The 24019-nt window shown below is 70.4% G+C and carries 25 protein-coding genes; 10 read left to right on the top strand and 15 right to left on the bottom strand.

Annotated features, from left to right (window positions below; all coding sequences use genetic code 11):
• Positions 1 to 51: 51 nt before the first annotated feature.
• The 13 genes from OG194_RS02495 to OG194_RS02435 form a co-directional block, all read right to left on the bottom strand.
• Entirely contained in the window at positions 52 to 933 is an 882-nt protein-coding gene (locus tag OG194_RS02495) for an ABC transporter permease (RefSeq protein WP_327399140.1), read from the bottom strand.
• On the bottom strand, positions 923 to 1885 hold the full coding sequence (locus OG194_RS02490; RefSeq protein ID WP_327399139.1) for an ABC transporter permease: 963 nt from the start codon (positions 1883 to 1885) through the stop codon (positions 923 to 925). The genes OG194_RS02495 and OG194_RS02490 overlap by 11 nt, the downstream gene beginning before the upstream one ends.
• Before the next feature lie 13 nt (positions 1886 to 1898).
• The gene (locus tag OG194_RS02485; protein WP_327399138.1) at positions 1899 to 3233 is read right to left on the bottom strand and encodes a metal-dependent hydrolase family protein; all 1335 of its coding nucleotides are present in this window, start codon (positions 3231 to 3233) and stop codon (positions 1899 to 1901) included.
• Positions 3234 to 3390: 157 nt separating this feature from the next.
• Positions 3391 to 3711, bottom strand: coding sequence for a ferredoxin (gene fdxA / locus OG194_RS02480; RefSeq protein WP_327399137.1), 321 nt, complete (start codon positions 3709 to 3711; stop codon positions 3391 to 3393).
• A 1-nt stretch (position 3712) separates the two neighbouring features.
• Positions 3713 to 4726, bottom strand: coding sequence for an NAD(P)/FAD-dependent oxidoreductase (locus OG194_RS02475; RefSeq protein WP_327399136.1), 1014 nt, complete (start codon positions 4724 to 4726; stop codon positions 3713 to 3715).
• Positions 4727 to 4792: 66 nt separating this feature from the next.
• A complete protein-coding gene (locus OG194_RS02470) occupies positions 4793 to 5185 on the bottom strand; it encodes an acyl dehydratase (RefSeq protein WP_327399134.1) in 393 nt (130 codons plus the stop codon).
• Entirely contained in the window at positions 5182 to 5703 is a 522-nt protein-coding gene (locus OG194_RS02465; RefSeq protein WP_327399133.1) for an FAS1-like dehydratase domain-containing protein, read from the bottom strand. The genes OG194_RS02470 and OG194_RS02465 overlap by 4 nt, the downstream gene beginning before the upstream one ends.
• Complete coding sequence (locus tag OG194_RS02460; protein WP_327399132.1) at positions 5700 to 6527, bottom strand: IclR family transcriptional regulator; 828 nt, start codon at positions 6525 to 6527, stop codon at positions 5700 to 5702. The genes OG194_RS02465 and OG194_RS02460 overlap by 4 nt, the downstream gene beginning before the upstream one ends.
• Before the next feature lie 66 nt (positions 6528 to 6593).
• Positions 6594 to 7463 (bottom strand): alpha/beta fold hydrolase, encoded by an 870-nt coding sequence (locus OG194_RS02455; RefSeq protein WP_327399131.1) that lies wholly within the window; start codon positions 7461 to 7463, stop codon positions 6594 to 6596.
• A 7-nt stretch (positions 7464 to 7470) separates the two neighbouring features.
• Positions 7471 to 8427, bottom strand: a complete 957-nt coding sequence (locus OG194_RS02450; protein WP_327399130.1) for a catechol 1,2-dioxygenase — start codon at positions 8425 to 8427, stop codon at positions 7471 to 7473.
• Complete coding sequence (locus OG194_RS02445) at positions 8424 to 9776, bottom strand: M20 family metallopeptidase (RefSeq protein WP_327399129.1); 1353 nt, start codon at positions 9774 to 9776, stop codon at positions 8424 to 8426. The genes OG194_RS02450 and OG194_RS02445 overlap by 4 nt, the downstream gene beginning before the upstream one ends.
• Entirely contained in the window at positions 9773 to 9895 is a 123-nt protein-coding gene (locus OG194_RS02440; RefSeq protein WP_327399128.1) for a hypothetical protein, read from the bottom strand. Before OG194_RS02440 ends, OG194_RS02445 begins: the two co-directional genes overlap by 4 nt.
• Complete coding sequence (locus OG194_RS02435; protein ID WP_327399127.1) at positions 9892 to 11127, bottom strand: Rieske 2Fe-2S domain-containing protein; 1236 nt, start codon at positions 11125 to 11127, stop codon at positions 9892 to 9894. The genes OG194_RS02440 and OG194_RS02435 overlap by 4 nt, the downstream gene beginning before the upstream one ends.
• A 259-nt stretch (positions 11128 to 11386) precedes the next feature.
• Between OG194_RS02435 and OG194_RS02430 the strand changes: the two genes are divergently transcribed.
• From OG194_RS02430 to OG194_RS02410, 5 genes are all read left to right on the top strand, one after another.
• Entirely contained in the window at positions 11387 to 12394 is a 1008-nt protein-coding gene (locus OG194_RS02430; protein ID WP_327399126.1) for an ABC transporter substrate-binding protein, read from the top strand.
• Positions 12391 to 13236: an ABC transporter ATP-binding protein gene (locus OG194_RS02425; RefSeq protein ID WP_327399125.1), complete on the top strand. Its 846-nt coding sequence runs from the start codon at positions 12391 to 12393 to the stop codon at positions 13234 to 13236. The genes OG194_RS02430 and OG194_RS02425 overlap by 4 nt, the downstream gene beginning before the upstream one ends.
• Positions 13233 to 14054 carry an ABC transporter permease gene (locus OG194_RS02420; RefSeq protein ID WP_327399124.1) on the top strand — a complete coding sequence of 274 codons (822 nt, stop codon included), beginning with the start codon at positions 13233 to 13235 and terminating at the stop codon, positions 14052 to 14054. Before OG194_RS02425 ends, OG194_RS02420 begins: the two co-directional genes overlap by 4 nt.
• On the top strand, positions 14051 to 15004 hold the full coding sequence (locus OG194_RS02415; protein WP_327399123.1) for a quinone oxidoreductase family protein: 954 nt from the start codon (positions 14051 to 14053) through the stop codon (positions 15002 to 15004). Before OG194_RS02420 ends, OG194_RS02415 begins: the two co-directional genes overlap by 4 nt.
• Before the next feature lie 115 nt (positions 15005 to 15119).
• Positions 15120 to 15437, top strand: a complete 318-nt coding sequence (locus OG194_RS02410; RefSeq protein WP_327399122.1) for a hypothetical protein — start codon at positions 15120 to 15122, stop codon at positions 15435 to 15437.
• Between the two features lie 28 nt (positions 15438 to 15465).
• On the opposite strand, the gene OG194_RS02405 is transcribed toward OG194_RS02410, so the two are convergent.
• Together OG194_RS02405 and OG194_RS02400 are read right to left on the bottom strand one after the other, a co-directional pair.
• The gene (locus tag OG194_RS02405; RefSeq protein ID WP_327399121.1) at positions 15466 to 15882 is read right to left on the bottom strand and encodes an acyl dehydratase; all 417 of its coding nucleotides are present in this window, start codon (positions 15880 to 15882) and stop codon (positions 15466 to 15468) included.
• Entirely contained in the window at positions 15879 to 16364 is a 486-nt protein-coding gene (locus OG194_RS02400; RefSeq protein ID WP_327399120.1) for an FAS1-like dehydratase domain-containing protein, read from the bottom strand. The genes OG194_RS02405 and OG194_RS02400 overlap by 4 nt, the downstream gene beginning before the upstream one ends.
• Before the next feature lie 128 nt (positions 16365 to 16492).
• Here OG194_RS02400 and OG194_RS02395 point away from each other — a divergent pair, with 128 nt between their 5' ends.
• The 5 genes from OG194_RS02395 to katG are packed head-to-tail and all read left to right on the top strand — an operon-like array spanning position 16493 to position 23972.
• Positions 16493 to 17359 carry an alpha/beta fold hydrolase gene (locus OG194_RS02395; RefSeq protein WP_327399119.1) on the top strand — a complete coding sequence of 289 codons (867 nt, stop codon included), beginning with the start codon at positions 16493 to 16495 and terminating at the stop codon, positions 17357 to 17359.
• Positions 17360 to 17376: 17 nt separating this feature from the next.
• Entirely contained in the window at positions 17377 to 19722 is a 2346-nt protein-coding gene (locus tag OG194_RS02390) for a CaiB/BaiF CoA-transferase family protein (RefSeq protein ID WP_327399118.1), read from the top strand.
• Positions 19719 to 21236, top strand: a complete 1518-nt coding sequence (locus OG194_RS02385) for an AMP-binding protein (RefSeq protein WP_327399117.1) — start codon at positions 19719 to 19721, stop codon at positions 21234 to 21236. Before OG194_RS02390 ends, OG194_RS02385 begins: the two co-directional genes overlap by 4 nt.
• A 50-nt stretch (positions 21237 to 21286) precedes the next feature.
• Positions 21287 to 21724 (top strand): Fur family transcriptional regulator, encoded by a 438-nt coding sequence (locus tag OG194_RS02380; protein WP_033280496.1) that lies wholly within the window; start codon positions 21287 to 21289, stop codon positions 21722 to 21724.
• Between the two features lie 34 nt (positions 21725 to 21758).
• Positions 21759 to 23972, top strand: coding sequence for a catalase/peroxidase HPI (gene katG / locus OG194_RS02375; RefSeq protein ID WP_327399116.1), 2214 nt, complete (start codon positions 21759 to 21761; stop codon positions 23970 to 23972).
• Positions 23973 to 24019: the final 47 nt, after the last annotated feature.

The raw sequence follows: 24019 nt of genomic DNA, 5'->3' as shown, positions 1-24019 counted from the left end.
CGCCTGTTTCTCAAGAACGTGAGGGTGAGGTGACGTGGTGCGGGCGCCTGTTCAGGGCGTGCGGCGCCTGCCGCGCGGGTTGAGCTGTTCCTGTAGGCCGTCGGAGATGAGGCCGAAGGCCGCCGTGGCGATGGCCAGGGTGATGCCGGGGACGATCACCAGCAGCGGGTCGTCCTTCATATAGCGCTGACCCTCGAAGATCATCCGGCCCCAGCTGGGCGTCGGCGGCTGGATGCCGAGGCCCAGATAGCTCAGGGACGCCTCGACCAGGACGCAGGTCGCCGCGGTGTTGGCGTACTGGACGAGCGCGGAGGACAGCACGTTCGGCAGTACATGGCGGCCGATGATCACGGGAGTGGGTACGCCGGCGATGCGCGCCGCCGACACGAAGTCCCGCTCGCGCACGGTGAGCGCCGGAGCACGCACGATCCGCGCGAAGTACGGCACGAAGATCAGGCCCATGCCCCCGATGAGGACCCACATGCCCGGGCTGAAGACCGACACCAGCACAAGTGCCAGCAGCACGGAGGGAATCGACATCGCGGTGTCCATCGCCGCCATCAGGACCGCGTCCAGGCGCCGGGCGTTGTAGCCGGCGACGAGACCGATCGGGACGCCGATCAGCGCGGCGAGGGTGGTCGCCCCGAAGGCCACCATGAGGGACTGCCGGGCCGCCCCGAAGGTCCGGGTGAACAGGTCACGGCCGAGGTTGTCGGTGCCCAGCCAGTGACTCCCCGAGGGGCCGGTGAGCAGCGAGTCGCCGACGTCCGTCGTCGAGTAGCGGCCGAAGAACCCGATGAGCAGGGACAGCAGCACGATCGCGACGAGGACGCACACCCCCGTGGTCAGCGTCGCGTTCCAGCCGAGGCGGGGCCGCAGTCGTCGTCGCGCCGGTGCCACGGTGACGGCGGGCGCGGTGGATTCAACCGTCACGGCGAGCTCCAGTCGTCCGGATGCGGGGGTCGATGAGGGGGTAGACCAGGTCGGTCACCAGGTTGATCAGCACATAGGAGGCGCCCAGCGCGAGGATCGCGCCCTGGATCACCGTGAAGTCGTGCTGCGTGATGGAGTTGACGATCAGCGAGCCGAGCCCGGGGAGCGCGAAGACCTGCTCGACGATCACGGTGCCGCCGACCAGCACCCCGAGCTGGAGGCCACCTGCGGTGACCACGGGTACCAGCGCGTTGCGCAGCGCGTGCCGCAGCATCAGCCGCCGTCGCCCCGCGCCCTTCGCCGCCGCCGTCCGCATGAAGTCCTGGCCCTCCACGTCGAGGACGGCGGCCCGCATGTAGCGGCAGAGCGTCGCGCCGAACGGGATGCCCAGGGCGATCGCAGGGAGCAGCAGCACCTGGAGATTGAGCAGTGGGTCCTGCGAGAACGGCACGAACGAGAACAGCGGCCAGGTCGGTGCGAGCGTGCTCACCAGGAGGACCATCACCGTGCCGACCACGAACGGCGGGACGGCGAGCCCCATGAATGCCGCGCTGTTGACCAGCCGGTCCTTGGCGCGCCCCTGGTGCATCGCCGACCAGATGCCCGCCGGGATGCCCCACAGGACCGCGATCACCGCCGCGTAGACGGCGAGTTCGAGGCTCACCGGGAGGCGGGCCGCGACCTGGGCGCCGACGCTCTGCCCGTCCAGCAGGGACGAGCCCAGGTCGCCCCGGACGGCGTGCCCGATCCACGTGAGGTACTGCGACCACACGGGCTGGTCGAGACCCAGCTGCTGGGTGATCTGGGCGCGCAGCTGGGGCGTCGAGTTCTCGCCGGCGATCAGGGCCGCCGGATCACCGGGGACCAGATGCGCCAGGGCGAACACGATGGCGCTGAGGCAGAGGACCACCGCGAGCGAGCGGACCACACGGATCGACAGATAACGCAGCACTGGATCTCTCCCCTTATATCGCGGCGGCCGGCGCCGAGGCCCGGGGCGTCGTACGGGTCGGTTCGGAGGGACGGAGTCGCGCGGCCAGCGCGCCGGGGACGGAACCGGCCGCGTTCGGGTCGAAGACCCGGCCCTCGCGGAACACCGCGCGCAGCCGCCGCCGGTCGGTGAGCACGCCCAGATCGGCCAGCGGGTCACCGTCCACCAGCAGCAGATCCGCCCACATGCCCGGCGCGACCGTCCCCGTCCTGGACCCGAGACCGAGGGCCTCGGCGGCGGCGGAGGTCGACGCGACCAGGACCTCGGCCGGCGTCATGCCGATCTGCTCGTGCAGCAGCACCAGTTCGCGGGCGTGATTCCCGAAAAGCATCGTGTTCGACGAGTCGCTGCCCGTGATGATCCGCACCCCGGCCCGATAGGCCCGCCGTACGGACATCAGCCGGCGCTCGCGGAGCAACTCCGCCTTGTCCAACTGCTCGGTCACCAGGCCGCGTTGGCGCCCGTGCTCCGTCATGAACTCGCTGATCGACAGGGTCGGGCAGAGGAACGTGCCCTGTTCCAGCATCAGCTCGACGAGGTCCTCGTCGAGGTCGGAGCCGTGCTCCAGCGTGTCCACCCCGGCGACCAGCGCGGCCGTGATCCCGGCCCGGGTGTGCGCGTGGGCCGCCACCCGCAGGTCCAGGGCGTGCGCCTCGTCGACGATCGCGTCGATCTCGGCGTCCGTGTAGTTGCGCCACGAGGTCTTGTCGCCGACGGAGAGCGTGCCGCCGCTCGTGCAGATCTTGATCAGGTCCACGCCCATCCGGGCGTACTCCCGGACCCGCTTGCGGCACTCGTCCGCGCCGTCGGCCGGCGGCCACATCCGCTTCTCGTCCAGGGTCGCCGGGCAGAACATGTCGCCGTGCCCCGCGGTCATGCCCACGAGACCGGAGGCCACGACCCGCGCCCCGTCGAGGACGTGCTCGTCCATCACGTGCTTGACCGCCACCTCGGGCAGCGAACCGGCCGTGTCCCGGACCGTGGTGAAACCGGACCGCAGCGCCTCACGGGCGTTGGCCGCGGCATGCAGGGTCTGCTCCTCCGTCGACGTCAGCATGTTCCACAGCTGCACGTCCTGCGGGCGGGTGCCCGCGTTGGACCGCAGGTGCACATGGCAGTCGACGAGACCGGGCAGCAGGGTCGTCCCCCGCAGGTCGTACACCGTGTCCGAGGGGGTCGTCGCCACGCTGTCCGCGTCTCCCACCTCGGTGATCACGGTGCCGTCGATCACCACGGTCGCGTTCGTCCGTGCGGCACCTCCGGTGCCGTCGATCAACGTCATTCCGGCCAGGACTGTTCGCTCCGTCATAGGACCGTGTTCACTCCTTTCCGTGGGAACTGGTAAGGAGGAGTGTGGGCGGGCAAGGATTTGCCTGTGTTGCGGTGCAGCTTTCGCTTGGAATTCCCTCGGGGCGCGCAGGATTGCGCCACCCCTGGAAACGCAGATTTGAGCCACTCGCCGGAAATCACAGGGCGCTAACGAACGCCGTGTCGGCGCCCACCGGCCCCACGGCGGTCGCCCCGCCGGGGGTGCCGAGCGGTGTCGTGCGACCGGACAGGGGCTCCTCGAAGAAGCGGCGGTTGTCGGCGCGGAACTCCGGGTCGGCGAGCCGGTCGACGGTGATCGCCTGCTCGGGGCAGGCCGTCTCGCAGGCGCCGCAGTCGATGCACTCCACGGGGTTGATGTAGAGCTTGCGCTCGCCCTCGTAGATGCAGTCGACCGGGCACTCCTCCATGCAGGACCGGTCCATGATGTCGACGCAGGCCGATCCGATGACGTAGGCCATGTCAGTTCTCCTTCTCGGTGGAATGGCCGGGGAACAGCGCGGCCTCGGGGTCGATGACGGTGGCCGCGTTGTTCACGGCGGTGGCGGCCTCGCCGAAGCCGACGGAGATCAGCCGCACCTTGCCCGGGTAGTCGGTGATGTCGCCGGCGGCGAACACGCGCGGCAGATTGGTCGCCATGCGGGTGTCGACGGCGATCCGCCGCGCCCGGAGTTCGAGCCCCCAGTTTTGGAGCGGTCCAAGATCGGCGATGAAACCGAGCGCGGCGACGACCGTACGGGCGGGCAGCAGCCGGACGGTCTTCTCGACCCGGTGCCGCACCTCGACCTTCTCCACCCCCAACTCGCCGTGCAGGGCGCTCACTTCGGAGTCGGTGATGATCTCGATGCCGAGCGCGCGCACCTTCTCCACGCTCGCCGCGTGCGCCCGGAACCGTGCGTTGCGATGGACGAGGGTGACGGACCGGGCGATCGGGGCGAGCAGCGCCGCCCAGTCGAAGGCGCTGTCCCCGCCGCCGACGACGACCACGTCGTGACCGGTGTGGGCGGCCGGGTCCGGCACGAAGTACACCTGCCCGCGCCCGAGAAAGTCCTCTCCCGCCGGAAGAGCCCGGGGCGTGAACGTCCCCACCCCGCCCGTGATCACAACTGCCCCCGCCCGTACGACGGTTCCCGCGTCGGAACGGACGACGGGACGGCCCTCGCGGTCGTGGGCCAGGTCCACCGCCCGCTCCCCGAGGAGGTAGCGGACGTCGTACAGCGCCGCCTGCGCGACCAGGTTGTCGACGAGGTCGCGGCCCCGTACCGACGGGAATCCGGCGATGTCGAAGATGGGCTTCTCCGGGTACATCGCGCTGATCTGGCCGCCGCACTGAGGCAGCACGTCCATGACGGTGACGCGCAGTCCGCGGAAGCCGGCGTAGTAGGCGCCGTAGAGGCCGGACGGGCCGGCGCCGATGATCAGGATGTCGGTCTCGATCACCGGTGACTGGACCGGCGCATCAATAGGAACGCTCATGGTTCAGGAGCGTAGGAACGGACCGCTCCAGGCCCAATGGAACCGGTCCGGCTGCCGGGACGGGGGTCAGACGAGGGCGATTTGGACCGTTCCCGTGACACAGGGAGTGCCGTCGGCCTTGAGGACGGCGACCTCCAGGGACACCCGGGCGCCCTCCACCGCCTGGACGGTTCCGGTCCAGGTGAGGGGCTCACCTGCCACGGCGGTCGTACGGTTGCGCCAACTCACCGTCTCCAGAAGGGAGTTCGGCCCGGCCCACGCCAACGCGTACCGGGTGAGGGTCTCGCCGTGCAGGGTGGACTGTACGACGGCACCCGGGAAGCCCTCCGAGGCCGCGAACCCGGCGTCGTAGTGGATGCGATGGGAGTTCCACGACACGGCGCTGAAGCGGAAGAGTTGGACCGTGCTGTGCGTGTACCGCTGCGGCGGGCAGATGTCACCGGCGACGGGCGGGTTCATGGGGCTCCGGGGGAGTCGAGTGCTTCCATCACGACGATCGTCTCGTCCACGGCGGTCAGTTCGGTGCCGTCCGCCGAGGTGAAGCGGGTGGTGAGGCCGAGCAGCACGAAGGCACCGGAGCGGCCCTGCTTGCGCTCGGCGGAGGTGACCGCCCGCGAGGCGGTGACACGGCTGCCCGCGACCGGGCCCCGGAGCAGCCGCACGGTCTGGCCGCCGTGCACCTGGCGGACCGGCAGGCCCATGGTGCACGGCGACTCCCGGGCGGCCAGCCCGTCCGGCCTCAACTCCCGTTCGGGAGGCCCGTCTTCCCAGCTCATCGTGGCGGCGAGGAAGAGGGCGGGAGCCTCGACGGGCTCGCCCGTCGCCTCCCGTTTCCGGGCCCGGTCGATGTAGTCGGCGTCGTTCAGCGCGGCGGCGTACCGGCAGAAGTCCTTGACGGTGACCGTGCCGCAGTCCTCGTCCTCCCACCGGTCCACGAGACTCCGGGCCCGCGTCAGCACCTCGTCCAGGACGTTCACAGCGCCGACCTCAGCGACCGGCCGATACCCAGACCCGCGGTGCGCAGCGCGCTGGCGTGCGCGGCGGCGTCCACGCGGTAGGTCGGGGCGGTGATCGAGAGGGCGCCGGCGAGGGTGTTCTGCCGGCCGAAGACCGGCACGGCCATGCTCATGTAGCCGAGTCTGACCTCTTCCGCCTCGGTCGCGATGCCCTCCTCCCGGATGCGCTCCACCTGGCCGCGCAGCCGCCCGGGAGAGGTGATCGTGTGCCGGGTGAACGGTTTCAGCCCGTTCCTGATCACCTCCCCGAACAGGGCGGCGGGGGAGAAGGCCAGGATCGCCTTGCCGGTGGCGGTGCAGTAGAGCGGGAGCCGGCCCGCCACCCGGGACTCCTCGCTCAGGCCCCGGTGCGGCAGGATCTTCTCCAAGTAGACGACATCCAGGCCGTCGTGGATCGCGAAGTGGATCGTCTCCTGCGTGGCGAGCAGCAGATCCTCCATGTACGGCTGCGCCACCTCGCGCAGGATCCGCTGCCGGTGCACCCGCTGCCCGATCTCGAACAGCCTGAGCCCGAGCCGGTAGTCGCACCCCGCCCGCTCCAACAGCCCCCAGACGACCAGCTCTTGGCACAGCCGGTGCACGGTGGCCTTCGCGACTCCGGTACGGCGCACAAGATCCGCGAGGGAGAGCGACTCGTCGTCGACGGTGAACGCCTCCAGGATGGGCCGCACCTTGCCGAGGACGGAGTTCATCGAGTCGGGGGGCGCGGACGCGGACACGGCTGAACCTGTGACGGGAGGCGGGGGAGAGTAGGCCGCGGCGCGGGCGATCGGGACGACGGTCATGGCGGACACCTCACGATCAACGGTTACAGCGGGAACAGCCGGGACACCGAAGCCAATTGGCGGATATCAGCCGGCGGACGACGACTCGGCGAGGAACGCGAGACTCAGCGGGTTGTACAGGCTCGCCTTCTCATGTTGCGGCCAGTGTCCGCACTCGGTGAAGATCTCCAGCCGGGCCCCGGGAATCGCGGCGGCGATCGCCTCGGCCTCCGGGACGTCCCCGAGCGGGTTCTTGTTGCCCCACACCACCAGCGTCGGCGACTTGATGCGCGCCATGCGGTCGGGGCGGAGCAGATTGCGCTCACGGGCCTCGACCTCCTGGAGCGCCAGCAGGTTGTGCAGGTTCTCCTGGAACTCGGGGTGGTGGTAGATCTCGTAGCGCACCTGGGTCAGCTCCTCGCCCAGGTCCTCGTCCCACTCCGCCCACAGCAGCGCCAGCCGGTCGCGGGTGTACGAGATCTCCGGCTCCATGGCCGCGGCGCGCGTCGAGGTCTTGAGTCGCTCCATCACCGCCGGGTTGATCTTCGTGCCGCCCATGCACAGGAGTTGGAGGGAGGAGACCCGGTCCGGGTACTCGCTCGCGGCCCAGGATCCGACCCAGCCGCCCAGCGACTCGCCGACCAGGTGCGCGCGTTCGGCGCCCACCGCGTCGAGGTACGCCATCAAGTGGTCGACGTACGCCGGGATTTCACCGGGACGGTCGGGCTTGCCGGTGTAGCCGTGGCCGAGCATGTCGATGGCGTGGCAGCGGTAACCGGCCTCGGCGTGTGCCGGGATGTTGCGGACGAACGCCTCCAGGTGACCGGTCGTGCCGTGCAGGAACACGACGTGCTCGCCGTCCTCGGGGCCGGCCTGGAGAGCGCGGGTGGTGACATCGCCGGTCTCGACGTACGCGTGGCGGTAGTCGATGCCCGAGAGTTCGGTCCAGATGCTCATGACTGCCTTACTGCCTTTCGGTGGGGGCCAGTTGGGGATCGAGGACGGCTACGCCCATCCCGGTGAGCCACTCGGGCATCGGCTCGTAGGCCAGCCGACGTCCCGGAATGTGGTCGAGCACCGCCGACATGAGCAGCCAAGTACGCAGCTCCTGGGCGCCGTTGCCCGCGACCTTCTCCAGCTCCTCGGTGGTGTACTCGGTGATGCGACGCGTCTCACCGCGCTCGACGAGGGAGAGGAAGTCGTTGTCGAACTCGGGGTTGAGCGCGGCTTCGGCGGCGCGGATGATCTCGCGGCGCCGGCCGTCGTAGTCCTGCCAGTTCTCCCGGCCGTTCAGCCAGGCGCCGACCATGAACTCCTCGTCGTCGCCGTGCGGTTCGCGCCAGTCCGGCCAGGGCAGCCGGTGCGAGAGCCCGCCCGAACCGACCACCGCGACGCGCCGGTCCCCGGGGAAGGCGAGGACGGCGTCCCGGATCGCGCGGCCCAACTCCTCGCAGCGCGTGAGAGTGGGCAGCGGAGGGGCGAAGACGTTCACGACGATCGGCACGATCTCCACGTCCATGCCCTCGAAGAGGTACTGGATGGCGTGCGACTGGCCGTGGTCGATCTGGAGTCTGGCAGAGAACGCCGGGTCGAAACTCCCGCTCTCGACAAGGGAGTTGGCGAGGTGCCGGGCCAGCGGGACGTCCACCGGCTGCGGGCCCTTCGGGGTGCCCGACTCGCCGCTCGCGACGCACTCCCCGACCCCGATCGTGAAGCTCGGGATCAGGTCCAGCCAGAAGCCGCGGAAGTGGTTGGAGCCGACCAGGATCACCGTGTCGGGGCGGGCGGCGAGGAGTGCCTCCCGGGCCTCGGTGAGCGCGTCGCGGAACCGCTCGGCCCGGTCCTTGTGGAGGGTCTGCTCCCAGTGGGTGTTCATCAGGGTGCTGTGCGAGGCGCCCACGCCCAGGACGATCTCGGTCATGCCGTCGTTCCTTCCGAGAGGGATGCCACTTCGGCGCGGGACCGGGTCACGGTGTCGATCGCCGTGCGGATCAGATGGCGCGTGAGCTTCTCCATCGCCCGCACGGAGACGGTGTTCATCCCGCGCGCGAAGTCGATGTCGAACAGCGAGTCCGTGACCTTCGGCATGCCGACCCGCACGGTCGGGATGCCGCGCCCGCGCAGGATGTTGGCGTCGGTTGCCCCGCTGTTGCCCCGGATCACCTCGTGCTCGCGCCCCTCGAAGGCGGCCCAACTCGCCGTCGCGCTACGGCAGATCCAGCTGTCAGGGTCGGTGCGCGTCCCGGGGATCGCCAGGACCATCTCGGCGTCGACATGGATGCCGGGGTTCTTCTCGCGGAGGGTGTCGATGGCCGCGAGGAACTCCCGCTTGGCCTGCATCGGGGTCGTGTCCGGGGCGATGCGCAGGTCCACCATGAGGGTGCAGGACGCCGGTGTCACCGCCGCCATCCGGGGCCAACCGCCCTGTATCGAGGAGACGATGCCCTGCGGTGCGACCGTGCCGGAGGTGTGCCGGTCGGCGTACTCGACGAACCACTCCTCCAGGTGCCGGGCGACCTCACCGGCGCGGGCGACGGGGTTGTCGTAGGGGAGGCGGTGGCGGGAGCCGACGTAGGTGTGGGTGCCGTGGACCGTGACCTCGAACCAGACGAGGCCGACCTCGTCCCAGGAGACCGTCCAGCCGGGCTTGGCGATGAGGGCGTAGTCGGTCCAGACGCCTTGTTCGAGGAGGTACGAACAGCCCGCGCCCTGGCCGGTGTTGATGCGGGTGGAGCCGGGGCGGGCGTTGGTGGGCATGCCGCCCGCGCCGAACGCCGCGACCAGGTCGCCGGTGAGTGGGATGCCGGCCAGGGCGATCGCCTCGGCGGCCATCATCACGCAGGCCGCGTGGCCCTTCGGGTTGGAGGCGCCGAGGCCGACGACGAGGTCGTCGTGGACGGTGGCGCGCGGGCGCATGTCGTCCCGCAACTCCGGCCCGATCCACGGGAGATCCTCGCTCTCCTCGCCCACCGTCAGGGTGTCGATCGGCGCGTAGAGCATGAGGTCGGGGCCGGTGCCGTCGCCGGAGAGCCGAGCCCAGGCGTTGGCCTGCCGGTCGTCCAACGGCTGAACCGTGGCTCGGCAACCGGCGGCCGTCAGGGTCGCGGCGATGTGCTCCGCGAGAGGGCCCTCGTCGCCGGTGGGGCTCGGGATGTCGACGAGCCCGGTGATCAGCTCGCGCAACCGGTCGCCGGTGACCTGCCGCCAGGCGTCCTCGACCCAGCCGCGCCGTTCGGCGTCGAGTCCGGCCAACTCGCCTGCGCCGCTCATTGGTTGATCCTGTGGACCTGGGTCATGGTGGTGCGCTCGAAGCGCTTCTTGGCGAGCGGGAGCCCGATGGCGATACCCGCTCCGATCAGCAGGGTGAGCAGGGTGCGGCCCATGGTCATGCCTTCTTCTCGTCGGAACCGGTGTCGGCGGAACTGGTGTCTGCGTCGGGGCCGGCGAGTTTCTTGCCGTACTCCTGCTCGCTGAGGTTCCGCCAGGCGGTCAGCGAGATGTCGGGGCGGTAGAGCTTCTCCGGGGGCGCGTCGGTGATGTCGACCATCCACGCGTCCTGGCCGGAGAACTGGCCGTGGAACAACCAGCGGATCGCGCCGAGGTACTTGGCGTAGAAACGCAGGGTGTCCCAGCCCTCGGTGAAGTTGACCATCACGCCGACATAGCGGTGGTTGTCCTGGTCGACGGGGACGTAGAACTCGTAGTGGATGAAGTTCGGGTACGCGATGCGCAGCACACCCGGCATCGACAGGGACGCGAAGCCGGGGAACTCCTGGGCCTCGATCGTCGGGTTCACCTTGTCGGGCTTGCCCGTGTTGCCGATGTTGAAGGCCTCCTTCGGCGGCTGGGCCTTCCACCAGCGCTTGTTGGTCCAGCGGCCGACCCCGGGGAAGTCCGCCTCCCAGTACACCTCGTCCTGGACGCGGTAGATCCAGCGGCCCTTGGGGACGACACGTGTGATGTTCCAGGTGGGCATCGGCTTGAACAGGCGCCAAAGCGCCGTGCGGTGCAGGTACTTGGCGTGTCCCTCGTCGAAGCCGTTCTCGCAGGCGAAGCGCCAGTTGCCGCCGCGCGGGTCGATCCGGCCGCCCATCACGAAGGCGTTCTCGACGAGTTCCTCGGGCAACTGCGAATCGATGGAGTGCGGTTCCTCGTCGGCGAGCGGGATGTACACCCACACCATGCCGAGGCGCTCTTCGACCGGGTACGTCCGCACCGAGACCTTGCCGGTCAGCCGGCAGCCGGGCCCGTCGGTGATGACCGCGGCGAGCTTGCCGGTGGGCAGGTCGAAGGTCCAGCCGTGGTACGGGCAGCTGATCGTGCCGGGGAACTGCTGGTCGCCCTCGGAGAGCGGGACGCCGCGGTGCGGGCAGCGGTTGTGCAGCGCGTACGCTGTGTCGCCGTCCCGGATCAGCGTGATCTTCTCGCCGCAGATCGTGAACGGGAGCGGATCGGCGGTGATCTGGCTGGACCAGGTGACCGGGTACCAGTAGCCGCGGAAGCCCGTGCCCGCCGCGTCGTAGTGCGGCCACGACTTCCAGTCCTGCCGGCCGGGCTCACCAGTTGGTCTGCGGCGGCTCCGGACCGGGGGCTGGGTGTCGGGAGAGTCGTCGACCGTCATCGTGCGCGTCCTCCTGCTGCCGGGATGCCTGTCCGGCGAGCATGCGACGGAGCGGCGGATCCGCCCAAGGGACCCGTCCCGCTGAGCAGACCGCACCGCGCGGACCGGCCGGGAGAGCGGTCCTCACCTGCGCGTCCCGTTCAGCGGACCCTCGTCGATGCGCGAGCGACACCCGCCGTTCTACGGTGCGCCAGTTCCCGTGCCGCCCCCCACCGACCAGCCGAAGCCCGCGGTCACCCGTCGACCCCCCGAGGTACTCATGGAGACACGGTCCACGACACGAACCCCCCTCGCAGGCCCCACCGCCCTCGCCGTCGCACTCCTCACGCTCACCGCGTGCGGCGCGGGCACCACCGACTCGGCCGCGGGCTCCGGCTCCGGCAAGAACGCCGCGGGCCCCACCATCCGCATCGGCGTCGGCATCGACGCCTCGTACGCGCCCTTCTTCCTCGCCGACGCGAAAGGCCTCTGGGCCAAGCACGGAGTGAACGTCCAGCTCGTCCAGTTCGGACAGGGCAGCGAGGGCGTCAACAACCTCGTCGCGGGTCAGGTCCAGATGTCCGGCAACTCGGACACCACTACGATCAGCATGCTGCCCCAAGACCCCGACCTGCGCTCCCTGTTGGTCTACGAGCAGTCCGGCCAGTACCTCAAGGTCGTCCTCGGCCCGAAGGTCAAGTCCCCTTCGCAGATACGCAAGATGGCCGTGGCGCCCGGGCTGTCCGAGCTCGCGGCGACCCGGTTCCTGGAGTCCAGGAACATCGACCCGAAGTCGGTCGAGTTCATCACCGCGGACCCGCCCGAGATCCCGGCCCTCATGCAGAAGGGCGACGTCGACGCGTACGTCCTGTGGGAACCCTGGCCCACCAAAGGCGTCGCGCAGGGCGGCCGGATCCTGGAGAACACCGGTGCCTACGGCCTGAGTTACTCCCAGTGGCTGCTCACCAGCGCGGCCTGGCTGAAGGCCAATCCCGATACCGCCAGCAAGGTCGCCGAGACCCTTCAGGAGGCGGCCCGGCTGACCGAGAGCGACCCGAAGGCCGCGGCCGAGGCGACCGAGAAGGCCGTGAAGGTCCCGGCGGCCCAGACGCTGACCGCCATCAAGGAAATCGACTTCGGGACCCGCGACTTCACCGCCGCGGACCTCAAGTCGTACGCGGACACCGCCAAGTTCTTCGTGGACACCGGCAAGGTCAAGGCCCAGCCGGATGTCACGACGGCGGTCCAACGCGGTTGGTTCGCCCAGCACTTGAAGGGATCGTCATGACAGAGATGGTGGACACCGACCTGCCGAAGGTCCGCGGCGCCGCCCTGTGCGCGGACGGCGTCGGCATCCGCTTCGACTCCTTCCAGGCCGTCCGGAACATCTCCCTCGACATAGCCGCCGGCGAGTTCCTGTGTCTGCTCGGCCCGAGCGGCTGCGGCAAGTCCACGCTGCTGTCGGCGATGGCCGGCTTCGTGCCCGTGGACGAGGGCAGCCTCAGCGTCGGCGGGGCCCGGATCACCGGCCCCGACCCGGAGTTGGGGATGGTCTTCCAGAGCAGCGAGGCACTGTTCGACTGGATGACGATCCGTCAGAACGTCGCCTTCGGCCCCCGCATGCGCGGCGCCTCACGCGCCGAACAGACGAAGCTGGCCGACGAATACCTCGGTCTGGTGGGGCTACGCCACTGCACGGACCGCTTCCCGGGCCAGCTCAGCGGCGGCATGCGCCAACGCGTCCAGATCGCCCGAGTGTTGGCCAACGAACCCGGCGTCGTCCTGATGGACGAACCCTTCGGCGCGCTCGACGCACAGACCCGGCAGGTGATGCAGGAGGAGACCGACCGCATCTGGCGCGCCTCCGGCTGCACCGTCGTCTTCGTCACCCACGACATCGACGAGGCGATCCTGCTGGCCGACCGGATCGCCGTCATGACCGCGGGCCCGGCGGCCTCGGTGAAGTCCGTCTACCCGGTCGACCTCCCCAGGCCGCGCGACGAGGACGATCCGTCCGCCGTCGAACTCCGTCGCCAACTACGGGAGGACATAGGCGAAGAGGTCCGCAAGGCCCTGCGCGACCAGGGACTCGACGACCGGTCGCCCGACACCGAGGAGGACGCCCGATGACCGTCGCGACGGCTGCCGCTACTGGCAGTACGGAGGCCGGCAAACGCCCGACCTGGGCAACCGCAAGCCGCCTGCGCGCACTCGGCATGTACACCCTGTCCGTCCTCGTCGGCCTCGCCGTCTGGCAACTGCTGGCGATGGCGTACGGCTCCTCGCTCGTCGCCTCCCCGAGCGAAACCCTCAGCGCGGCACGGCAGTTGGCGTCGGACGGCACACTGACCAACTCGATCATCGCCTCCAGCCGCCGCATCCTGATCGGCTGGGGACTCGGCGTCCTCGTGGGCGCACCGGTGGGCCTGCTGGTGGGACAGGTCCCGGTGGTCCGCCAACTCCTGGAGCCCTACATCGAGTTCTTCCGGTTCATCCCACCGGTCGCCTTCGTGACCCTGGCCGTGGTGTGGCTCGGCATCGGAGAGTCGTCGAAGGTCGTCCTGATCTTCTACACGGCCGTCTTCATCGTCACGGTCAACACCAGCGCCGGCGTCATGGCGGTGAGCGAGTCCAAGCTGCGCGCGGCCCGGAACCTGGGCGCGAACCGCCGTCAGATCCTGCGGAGCATCGTGCTGCCCTCGACCGTGCCGCACATCGTCACCGGCGCCCGCCTCGCCATGGGCAACAGCTTCCTGACCATCGTCTCCGCCGAGATCGTCGCCTCCCAGGTCGGACTCGGCTCGTTGATCTGGACCTCTCGCAACTACGGGCGGATCGACTGGGTCTTCGTCGGGATCATCACCCTGGGAATCCTCGGGTTCGTCTTCGACCGCGTCCTGCGGATCGTCGCGTCTCGCGTTCTGCGTCGATACGGAGTGAAGTTGTGACGACCGCCAAGTCCCGCGCCCTGGTCCTGGAGAGCTTCGGCTCGCTGCCCCGCCTGGTGGAGCGCCCGGTGCCGGAGCCCCGCCCCGGCCACACCCTCGTACGGATGCGGGCGGCCCAAGTGGGACACCTCGATCTGAACGTCGTGGACGGCAAGTTCGGCATCCTCCCCGACCTGCCGGCCGTGCCGGGCACCACGGGCTGCGGGGTCGTCCTCGCCTCGGACACCCACCCCGAGGGCACTCTGGTCCGCCTCGGCGGCAAGGCCATCGGCCTGCGCCGCGACGGCTGTTGGGCGGAGCACGCGGTGGTGCCGGACGCCGCGGTGGAGGCTGTGGAGGAGGGTACGGACCCTGCGCTGGCGTGCAGTTGGTTCTCACCGGTCGGTACGGCGTGGGCGGCGGTGCACGCGGTGGCGGACGTCCGGCCCGGGGAGCGGGTACTCGTGACCGGTGCGGCGGGCGCGGTGGGGGCGATGGCGGTGCAGGTCGCCGCGCGGGCCGGGGCGGAAGTCGTCGGAGTGGTCGGGCGTCCGGCCAAGCTCGCCCACGTTCCGGCACCCGCGAAGGCCGTCCTCGCCTCCGAACTGTCCGCCGAGTCCGTGGGCGGCCCGGTCGACGTGGTCATCGACACGGTCGGCGGACCGGTCCTGCGCGACGCGCTCCCGCTCGTCCGCCCGCGTGGCCGGGTCGCGCTCGTCGGCTACACCGCAGGACGCGAATTCACCGTCGACCTCGCGGACTTCCTGCTCGCCGACGTGTCCCTGCTGCCGGTGAACCTGATGACGCGCGGCAAAGAGGTCGCGGCGGACGCGGAGGGCCTGCTGGCGGAGCTGCGGACGGGGGCACTGACCCTGGAGATCGAGCGGCACGGCATCGACGCGTTCGCCGAGGCGGCGGAGCGGCTGCGGAGCGGGGAGGCGATCGGCAAGGTGGTGCTGGACCTCGACTGAAAGTCCTCAACGCCCCCTGGCGTGACTGGTGTTGCGTCCTTCGGTGAACCAGATCGCGGCATCGGGCGTCTCTCTCTTCGCCCCTGCCCCACAGCAGTCACCGAAGGCGCGGCTCATGCCGCTGACAGGAGAGTTCACCGTGATCGACCGTGACCACGAGCGGTCCGACGACCAGTCCCACCCCGCCGCCCCCTGGTGGTGGGGACTCGGGCCGATCGGAGCGGTCGGTCTCGTCGTCCTCGGGATCGCGGCGGCCCTCTGGTCGTTCCTCCACCTGCCCGGCACCACCGAGAACCAGGCGGTCGACTACTACCGGGCGAGCAGGGTCGTCGCCATCGGCCTGGTCGTGGCCGGCACCGCCCTCCTGGGCCGCATCCGCACCCGCGCGTCCGACAAGGACGCGACGGCACCGCGGGAACACGAAGCGGCCTGACGACGAGCGGCCCATTCGATCCCGGTTCTCACCCCAGGACGACCACCGCCCGCCCCCGGCAGCACACCACCTCACCGGAACCACAGCGCTCGACCAGATCCAAGGTGATCTCACCGCCAACCGCGTCTACAGAGCGCACGGTTCCGGTCACCACCAGCCGATCCCCGACGCGGGCCGGCGCCCGATTCCGCCACCCCACCTCCCGGACCTGCCCACCCGCACCCGCGAACTCCGCCGCCGCACGGTGGAACAGGCAGCCGTGCAGCTGGGCCATGACGACCGGCCCCGTCAGCCCCTCCGACCGGGCGAACTCTGTGTCGTAGTGGATGAGATGGGCGTTACGGGTCACGGCGCCGAACCGCAGCAGCCTGATCGCGTCGGGGGTCAGCTCGACGGGCAACACGGCCTGCCCCACGACGACTTGGCGTTCCCGGCGGCCCGTCATCGGACGATGAACCTCTCCGTGACCTCGACCAAAGTTCCGCGTTCCGCGCCGTACACCTTCTCCATCGTGAAGAGGAGGAATCCCTCGCCAACTCCTTTGCGTTCCACGGCAGTCAGCGCGCGCCGCAGTTCGATCAGGTCACCCGCCCGCACCGCGTCGACCCATCGCACGTCCTGGCCGCCCGCCATCAGCCGGACGTCGAGCCCGTCGGTGCCGGGGACCTCGTCGCGGTACATGCCGTCCGGCCGGAACTCCGCCGCGTGGGCGCCGGGCGCCCCGCGCAGCAGGCTCACCACGTACATGGGGTGGACGGCGAAGTCGGCGCGGGCGGGATCGACGAGATACGGTGCGCGCTCCCCGGCCGCCCGCGCGAACTCCGCCGCGTCCTCGGCCCGTACGACACCCAACGACCGCCGCTCCCACCTCCCCACCAAGGCGAGGGCCCGCTCCTCGGCCAGCTCCAACACGGCGTTCCTGATCACGAGTTGACTCCCCTCTGGGCCCGGACTCTCCGGACGCTAAGGACCACCCCGCCCGACCGCCACGGAACCGGCCCGCTCAGTGGACCGTTCCACTTGGGCGGGGTCCGCCGCCGCCCCACCATCAGCACATGGACCTCATGGACATCCAGGCGCCCCCGGAGGGCACCTACGCGGAAGCGGACGGCGTCAAGTACCACTACGTCGAGCTGGGGGAGGGCAGCCCCACGGTCTTCCTGCACGGCGGCGGCCCCGGATGCACCGGCTGGTCGGACTTCGGCCAGGTGGCACGGCTGTTCGCGACGGATCGCCGCTGCCTGCTCGTCGACATCCTCCAGTACGGCAAGTCCGCCAAGCCCGTCATCGAGGGCCCCATGTGGGACTACCACGCGGCCAAGACCGTCGCCCTCCTCGATGAACTCGGCATCGACCGCGCCGACTTCGTCTGCAACTCCTGGGGCGGCACCATCGCCCTCAACCTCGCCGCCAAGTACCCCGAGCGCGTACGGTCGTTGGTCATCACCGGCAGCATGCCCGTCTTCTACGGCCCGCTCGCGCCCCTGCCGGAAGGCGGCCGGCGTGGCCGCAACGCCCGCGACGTCTACTACGGCGGCACCGGCCCCTCGTGGCAGAAGATGCGCGAACTCATCGCCCGCCTGGAGTGGTTCGACCCGCTCGCCATCCCCGACGGCACCGTGACCCTGCGCTACGAGCAGAGCCTCGACACCGAGGAGACCGCGCTCGCCGGCGCCTCCGACAACCCGCGCGGCGACTGGCAGGACCTCACCGCCGAACTCGGCCGGATCGCCGCGCCGACGCTGTTCCTGTGGGGCATGCAGGACGCGTTCCTGACCCCGGACTACCCGCTGATGCTGGCCCGCATGATCCCCAAGGGGGACCTGCACGTGATGAGCGAGGCCTCCCACCATCCGCAGGAGGAACGGCCGTACGACTACCACAGCGTCGTCACCGGCTTCCTGAACCAGCAGCACAACTGACTCTCCGGGGAGGAGACATGAGCGGGTCCGCCGTGAGGGTCGTCGAACTGTCCAGCCCCTTCACCCGGTTCGCCGGCCGCCTGCTGGTCGGCCTCGGGTACGAGGTCGTGCTCGTCGAACCGCCGGAAGGCGACGCGACCCGACGCGAACTCGACGGCGACGCGTTCGTCCACTGGCACGCGGGGAAGCGGTCGGTCGTCCCCGCATCGCCCGAAGAGCTGCGCACGCTGCTGACCACCGCCGACGTACTGCTCGACGGGAGCCCGAGCGGCGCCGAGGCGCTCGTGGACGGGCTCGACGACCTCGTGCACGTCCGGGTCACCCCCTTCGGTCTGCTCGGCCCCCGCACCGACTGGCAGGGAACCGACCTCGTCGTGGCCGCGCTCGGCGGGATGCTCGCCCAGGTCGGCGACCCCGACGGCCTGCCGCTACGGCTGCCGGAGCAGCAGGCCGAGCAACTCGCCGGCGTCAACGCGGCGATCGCCGCCCTGCTCGGCCTCCGCGCCCGGCGCAGCGGCCCGGGGCAACTCGTCGACGTCTCCGCGCAGGCGTGCGTCGCGGCAGCCCTGGAGGCCGGCACCCTCGCCTATCTGCACGAGGACCGGGTTCCGCCGCGCCCCGGCAGCGTCCATCCCCTCGTCCCGCACGGCCTGTTCAGGTCCGCCGACGGCTACGTGGGCGGTGGGCTCGGCGGCAGCCCGCGCATGTGGGACGCGCTGCTCGACTGGCTGCGCGAGGAGAACGCGGCGGCCGACCTCACGGAACCGCGCTGGCAGGACCCGGTCGAACGCAAGACGCACCAGGAGCATGTGTTCAAGGTCGTCCAGGACTTCGTGGGCATGTGGCCCAAGGCCGAGTTCGCGGAACGGGCCCAGGCCAGGAAGCTCCCCTGGGCCGCCGTCGACCTGCCCCACGAACTCCCCGACAACCCGCAGCTCGCCGCCCGTGACTTCTTCACGCGGGTACGGACACCGGAGGGAGAGCGGACCGACCTGGGCTTTCCCTTCGCGTTCCCGGAAGGCCACCGGGTACGGGAGTTGGACGTCCGGGGCGTGGGCGCGGACCAGGGCCTCGTCGACGCGGGAGACACCGAAGACGCGGGACCCCGCCGCACGCGCGCGATCCCGGCCGAGCAGGCCCCCGCACAACCCGCGCATCCCGCCCTCCACGGCATCCGCGTCCTGGACCTGACCTGGGTCCTCGCCGGCCCGTACGCCACCAAGGTCCTGGCCGACCACGGCGCCGACGTCATCAAGGTCGAGTCCGCGCGCCGCCCCGACCCCACCCGCTTCGCCCCCTTCATGCACCTCTCCCGCGGCCCCCACACGGACCCGAACACCAACGGCTACTTCAACGAGGTCAACCGCAACAAACGCAGCATCGCCCTCGACACCCGCACCGAGGAAGGCGTCGCGGTCCTCCGCGACCTCATCGCCCACTCCGACGTCCTCGTGGAGAACTTCAGCTCCACGGTCATGCGCAAACTCGGCCTGGGCTACGAGGAGTTGGCCCGGATCAACCCGGGCCTCGTCTACGTCAGCATGTCGGGCATGGGGCACACCGGACCGCGCAACGGCTGGGTGTCGTACGCCGACACGGTCTCGGCGAGTGCGGGCCTGACCGGACTGACCGGCTGGGGCCCGGACGACGTGGTCGGCGTGATCTACGGCCACGGCGACATCGTCGCGGGACTCCAGGCCGCCCTCGCCACGGTCGCCGCCCTGGAGCACCGCGCCGTCACCGGACGCGGACAGCACATCGACCTCTCCCAACTGGAGGCGATAGCAGCCCACATGGGTACCAGCCTCCTCGGCGGCCCGGCGGTGACACCGAGCGGCAACACCCACCCGAGCTGGAGCCCCCAGGGCGTCTACCGCTGCCTCGGCGCCGACCGCTGGCTGGCGGTCAGCGTGCGCGACGACACCGAATGGGCCGCGCTGTGCGAGGTGATCGGTCACCGCGAACTCGCCACCGATGAACGGACGTTGACGGCGGAGGCGCGCCGTCGCTCGACGGCCCTCGTCGACTCCGTGCTGGGGGAGTGGACCCGCACGCTCCCCGCCGATGTCGCCGCCGAGGCGCTCCAAGCACGCGGCATCCCGGCCGGAGCCGTACAGGACGGCCGTGAACTCGTCGAGCACGACCCGCAGTTGAGGGCCCGGGGTTTCTATGTGCGCAAGGAACACCCGGTCGCCGGCGCCTTCCTCCACGAGGGCGTGCCGATCCGCATGACCCGCACACCCGGCGGGATCCGCGAGGCCGCGCCCGTACTCGGCGCCGACACCGACGCCGTACTGAGCGAGGTGGCGGGGTTCTCGACGGAGCGCGTCCAGCGGCTCCGGGAGGCCGGAGTCCTGCGGTGACCGACACCATCCCCGGCCTCCTCGACGCGGCGGCCGGGGAGTTCGGGGAGCGGCCCTTCCTACGGGTGGGGGAGGTGACACGGACGTACGCGGAGACCCGAACGGCCGCCGCCACGATGGCCGGAGCGCTCGCCGAGCGTGGTTGTCGGCAGGGGGACCGCGTCGCAGTCATGGCCGAGAACCGCATCGAGGTCGTCGACCTCATCCTCGGCTGCGCCTGGCTGGGCGCGGTGCTGATCCCGCTCAACACCGGTCTGCGGGGCGGTGGGCTCCGGGAGGTGTTGCGGGCGGCGGAACCCCAATTCCTGCTGGTGGAGGAGGGGTTGGCGGGGCGAGTCGTAGCGGCCGGGTTTCAGGGGGAGTTGTGGGTCGTGGGCGGGGACGGCATACCGGCGCCGGGCATGGCCCCCGCCCTGCCGCCGGCCCAAGTGCGCCCGGACGACACCGCGTTCGTACTGTTCACCTCGGGGACCACGGGAGCCGCGCGCGGTGTGCGCTGCCCGCACGCGCAGACCGTGTGGTGGGGTCGTAACGTCTCCGACTCGCTCCGGTTCACCGCAGACGACGTGCTGTACACGTGCCTGCCGCTCTTCCACACCAACGCGCTGAACACCCTCGCGCACGCCATGGCCGTGGGCGCGAGCTGTGTGATCGGCGAGCGGTTCTCCGCGACGCGGTACTGGGAGCGGGTGGCGGAGGCCGGGGCGACCGGCGTCTATCTGTTGGGCGCGATGGTGCCGATGCTGCTGGCCCAGCCGCCGAGCGCCGCCGACTGTGCGCATCGGGCCTGGCGCGGGCTCTCTCCGGCCACTCCCGGGTCGGCGTGGGAGCCGTTCCGCGAGCGGTTCGGTGTCGCGCTGGTCGACGGGTTCGGGTCGACGGAGACGAACCTCGTCATCGGGGCCACGCCCGAGGAGCAGCGGCCCGGGTACCTCGGTACCGTGCGCGACGGGTTCTCCGCGCGCGTGGTCGACGACCTCCTCGATCCCGTGGCGGACGGCGTCGCCGGTGAGCTGGTGGTCCGTAGCGTGCACGAATTCGCCTTCTGCACCGGGTACTTGGGGGAGCCCGAGCCTGGTCCCACTGCCTGGCGGCGTACCGGTGACCGGGTGGTCCGTGACGCCGACGGGTGGTTCCGGTTCGTCGACCGGATCAAGGACGTCATCCGGCGGCGGGGCGAGAACGTGTCCTCGCAGGAGGTGGAGTCCGTCGTCCGCTCGCATCCGGCGGTCGCCGACGCTGCGGCCTTCCCGGTGCCCTCGGAGCTGGCGGAGGACGAGGTCATGGTCGCGGTGGTCCCCGGGGCGGGTCAGGTGCTGGACCCGCTGGACCTCGTACGGCACTGCGCGGGTGAGCTGCCTCCTTTCGCGGTGCCCCGCTATATCGACACCGTCCGTGAGCTCCCGCTCACCGAGACCGGCAAGGTTCGCAAGGGCGTACTGCGCGAACGCGGGGTCACCGCCACCACCTGGGACCGCTCCACATCGCCCACCCCGGTACGCCATCTAACTTGAACCGTTTGTTTTCTTGAATCACTCGTGTTTATGGCTGTAGGTTGAGCGGCATGACCGCATCCCAGCCACCGACCACCGCCGAGGAGCTGCGCGGTGCCGGCCTGCGGGTGACGGCAGCCCGCGTCGCGCTCCTTGAGACCGTCCGGCACGGCGACCACCTCGATGTCGAGGCGGTCGCGTCCGGGGTCCGTGACCGCGTAGGACACATATCGCTCCAGGCCGTCTACGACGCGCTCCACGCGCTGACCTCGGCCGGACTCATACGCCGTATCGAACCGGCAGGCAGTCCCGCCCGCTTCGAAGGACGCGTCGGCGACAACCACCACCACCTCATGTGCAGGTCGTGCGGTGTCGTCGCCGACGTCGACTGCGCGGTCGGCGAGGCACCCTGCCTGACCGCCGCCGACGACCAAGGCTTCTCGATCGACGAGGCCGAGGTCATCTACTGGGGCCTGTGCCCCGCCTGTACCGCGGTCCCCAGTTCCTGAGCCACGTGTTCCACCCCGTTTTGGAAGGATTCCCATGTCTGAGAACCACGACGCAATCGTCACGGACGCGAAGTCGGAGGATGCCGGGGGCTGCCCCGTCGCGCACGGGCGCGCCGCGCACCCGACCCAGGGCGGTGGCAACCGTCAGTGGTGGCCGGAGCGGCTCAACCTGAAGATCCTCGCCAAGGACCCGGTCGTCGCGAACCCGCTCGGCGCGGACTTCGACTACGCCGAGGCGTTCGGTGCCCTCGACCTCGCGGCCGTCAAACAGGACATCGCCGAGGTACTGACCACCTCGCAGGACTGGTGGCCGGCGGACTTCGGCAACTACGGCCCGCTGATGATCCGGATGGCCTGGCACAGCGCCGGCACCTACCGCATCAGCGACGGCCGCGGCGGTGGCGGCCGCGGCCAGCAGCGCTTCGCGCCGCTGAACAGCTGGCCGGACAACGGCAACCTCGACAAGGCCCGCCGTCTGCTGTGGCCCGTCAAGAAGAAGTACGGCCAGTCCATCTCCTGGGCCGACCTCCTGATCCTCACCGGCAACGTGGCGCTGGAGACGATGGGCTTCGAGACCTTCGGCTTCGCCGGCGGCCGTGCCGACGTCTGGGAGGCCGACGAGGACGTGTACTGGGGTCCCGAGACCACCTGGCTCGACGACCAGCGCTACACCGGCGACCGCGAGCTGGAGAACCCGCTCGGCGCCGTCCAGATGGGCCTCATCTACGTCAACCCCGAGGGCCCCAACGGCAACCCGGACCCGCTGGCCTCGGCCCGCGACATCCGTGAGACCTTCCGCCGCATGGCGATGAACGACGAGGAGACCGTCGCCCTCATCGCCGGTGGCCACACCTTCGGCAAGACCCACGGCGCGGGCCCGGCCGAGTCGGTCGGCGACGACCCCGAGGCCGCACCGCTGGAATCGCTCGGCCTGGGCTGGAAGTCCACCTACGGCACCGGCAAGGGCGGCGACGCGATCACCTCCGGCCTTGAGGTGACCTGGACCACCAAGCCCACCCAGTGGAGCAACGACTTCTTCGACATCCTCTTCGGCTACGAGTGGGAGCTGACCCAGAGCCCCGCCGGCGCCAACCAGTGGGTGGCCAAGGACGCCGAGGCGATCATCCCCGACGCGCACGACGCGTCGAAGAAGAAGCTCCCGACGATGCTCACCACCGACCTCGCGCTGCGCTTCGACCCGATCTACGGCGAGATCTCGAAGCGCTTCCACGAGAACCCGGCCCAGTTCGCGGACGCCTTCTCCCGCGCCTGGTTCAAGCTGACCCACCGTGACCTGGGCCCGAAGTCCCTGTACCTCGGCCCGGAGGTCCCGTCCGAGACCCTGCTGTGGCAGGACCCGCTGCCGCAGGCCGAGGGCGAGACCATCGACGCCGCCGACGTCACGGCCCTCAAGGCGAAGATCCTCGCCTCGGACCTGACCGTCTCGCAGCTGGTGTCCACCGCGTGGGCGTCCGCCTCCACCTTCCGGGGCAGCGACAAGCGCGGCGGTGCCAACGGCGCCCGTATCCGCCTGGAGCCGCAGCGCGGCTGGGAGGCCAACGACCCCGACCAGCTCGCTTCTGTGCTGCGGGTCCTCGAAGGCATCCAGGCGGAGTTCAACTCCGGCGCCAAGAAGGTCTCCCTGGCCGACCTGATCGTCCTCGGCGGTGCCGCGGCGGTCGAGAAGGCCGCCAAGGACGGCGGCGTCGCCGTGGAGGTCCCCTTCACGCCGGGCCGTGTCGACGCGACCGAGGAGCACACCGACGTCGAGTCGTTCGCCGCGCTGGAGCCGACCGTCGACGGCTTCCGCAACTACCTCGGCAAGGGCAACCGCCTTCCCGCCGAGTACCTGCTGCTCGACCGGGCCAACCTGCTCACGCTGACCGCCCCCGAGCTGACCGTCCTCGTCGGCGGCCTGCGCGTCCTGGGCGCCAACCAGGGCCAGTCCACCCACGGTGTCCTCACCGACAAGGTCGGCACGCTGACCAACGACTTCTTCGTGAACCTGCTCGACCTGGGCACCACGTGGTCGTCGACCTCCTCGGACCAGCAGACCTTCGAGGCCCGCGACGCCTCCGGCGCCGTCAAGTGGACCGGCACCCGTGCCGACCTCGTCTTCGGCTCGAACTCCGAGCTGCGCGCGCTCGCCGAGGTCTACGCGAGCGACGACGCGAAGGAGAAGTTCGTGAAGGACTTCGTCGACGCGTGGGTCAAGGTCTCCGACCTGGACCGGTTCGACCTCGTCTGAGAGCGAGTCTGAGACCGAGTAGTTCCACGGCACCGCACCACTGACGT

Source organism: Streptomyces sp. NBC_01288 (assembly GCF_035982055.1).
In the GTDB taxonomy this organism is placed as follows: domain Bacteria; phylum Actinomycetota; class Actinomycetes; order Streptomycetales; family Streptomycetaceae; genus Streptomyces.
This window is presented reverse-complemented; position numbering and strand designations above follow the sequence as displayed.

Excerpts from the sequence above, each read along its gene's own strand:
- OG194_RS02470 (WP_327399134.1), bottom strand. The coding sequence starts at position 5,185 with ATGAACCCGCCCGTCGCCGGTGACATCTGCCCGCCGCAGCGGTACACG.
- OG194_RS02475 (WP_327399136.1), bottom strand. The coding sequence starts at position 4,726 with ATGAGCGTTCCTATTGATGCGCCGGTCCAGTCACCGGTGATCGAGACC.
- OG194_RS02425 (WP_327399125.1), top strand. The coding sequence starts at position 12,391 with ATGACAGAGATGGTGGACACCGACCTGCCGAAGGTCCGCGGCGCCGCC.
- OG194_RS02390 (WP_327399118.1), top strand. The coding sequence starts at position 17,377 with ATGAGCGGGTCCGCCGTGAGGGTCGTCGAACTGTCCAGCCCCTTCACC.
- OG194_RS02435 (WP_327399127.1), bottom strand. The coding sequence starts at position 11,127 with ATGACGGTCGACGACTCTCCCGACACCCAGCCCCCGGTCCGGAGCCGC.
- OG194_RS02410 (WP_327399122.1), top strand. The coding sequence starts at position 15,120 with ATGCCGCTGACAGGAGAGTTCACCGTGATCGACCGTGACCACGAGCGG.
- OG194_RS02450 (WP_327399130.1), bottom strand. The coding sequence starts at position 8,427 with ATGACCGAGATCGTCCTGGGCGTGGGCGCCTCGCACAGCACCCTGATG.
- OG194_RS02440 (WP_327399128.1), bottom strand. The coding sequence starts at position 9,895 with ATGACCATGGGCCGCACCCTGCTCACCCTGCTGATCGGAGCGGGTATC.
- OG194_RS02420 (WP_327399124.1), top strand. The coding sequence starts at position 13,233 with ATGACCGTCGCGACGGCTGCCGCTACTGGCAGTACGGAGGCCGGCAAA.
- OG194_RS02395 (WP_327399119.1), top strand. The coding sequence starts at position 16,493 with ATGGACCTCATGGACATCCAGGCGCCCCCGGAGGGCACCTACGCGGAA.
- fdxA (WP_327399137.1), bottom strand. The coding sequence starts at position 3,711 with ATGGCCTACGTCATCGGATCGGCCTGCGTCGACATCATGGACCGGTCC.
- OG194_RS02405 (WP_327399121.1), bottom strand. The coding sequence starts at position 15,882 with ATGACGGGCCGCCGGGAACGCCAAGTCGTCGTGGGGCAGGCCGTGTTG.
- OG194_RS02460 (WP_327399132.1), bottom strand. The coding sequence starts at position 6,527 with ATGACCGTCGTCCCGATCGCCCGCGCCGCGGCCTACTCTCCCCCGCCT.
- OG194_RS02380 (WP_033280496.1), top strand. The coding sequence starts at position 21,287 with ATGACCGCATCCCAGCCACCGACCACCGCCGAGGAGCTGCGCGGTGCC.
- OG194_RS02455 (WP_327399131.1), bottom strand. The coding sequence starts at position 7,463 with ATGAGCATCTGGACCGAACTCTCGGGCATCGACTACCGCCACGCGTAC.
- katG (WP_327399116.1), top strand. The coding sequence starts at position 21,759 with ATGTCTGAGAACCACGACGCAATCGTCACGGACGCGAAGTCGGAGGAT.
- OG194_RS02445 (WP_327399129.1), bottom strand. The coding sequence starts at position 9,776 with ATGAGCGGCGCAGGCGAGTTGGCCGGACTCGACGCCGAACGGCGCGGC.
- OG194_RS02485 (WP_327399138.1), bottom strand. The coding sequence starts at position 3,233 with ATGACGGAGCGAACAGTCCTGGCCGGAATGACGTTGATCGACGGCACC.
- OG194_RS02430 (WP_327399126.1), top strand. The coding sequence starts at position 11,387 with ATGGAGACACGGTCCACGACACGAACCCCCCTCGCAGGCCCCACCGCC.